The following is a 523-nucleotide window of genomic DNA, read 5'->3' on the forward strand; positions in this document are numbered from 1 at the left end:
GCCGTATCTATCAGTGAACGGCCTGCATCAGCGGAAGACCGAGCGGTACCCGGCCATTGGGAAGGCGATCTCCTGTGCGGAAGTCACAACAGCCAGATCGTCACGCTGGTCGAGCGTCAAACACGCTATGTCATGCTGGTGAAGGTGGCGCACAAGGACAGTGAAACTGTCGTCAATGCCTTGATCCAGCATGCTCTTTTCCGGTTGCCGCAGGAACTCTACAAGTCTCTCACATGGGACAGGGGTTCGGAACTGGCCGAGCACAAGCGCTTCAAGTTGGCGACCGATATCCAGGTCTACTTCTGCGACCCGCGCACGCCTTGGCAGCGCGGCTCAAATGAGAACACGAATGGACTGCTGAGGCAGTATTTCCCCAAGGGGCTTGACCTATCGAATGTATCTCAGGGAGAACTGGACGCGGTGGCAATTCGGTTAAACGGTCGACCAAGAAAGACGCTAGACTACGATACGCCGGCTCAACGATTTGAACGATGTGTTGCGTCGACCGGTTGAATCCACAGCC

Annotated in this window: 1 protein-coding gene; it reads left to right on the plus strand. The window is 56.0% G+C overall.

Translation table 11 applies throughout. The features are described 5' to 3' along the window. The coding region (locus GM676_RS31360; RefSeq protein WP_155468470.1) for an IS30 family transposase at positions 1 to 513 on the plus strand (513 nt) is incomplete at its 5' end. Positions 514 to 523 lie beyond the last annotated feature (10 nt).

It is taken from the genome of Duganella radicis, from assembly GCF_009720825.1.
GTDB lineage: Bacteria > Pseudomonadota > Gammaproteobacteria > Burkholderiales > Burkholderiaceae_D > Rugamonas > Rugamonas radicis.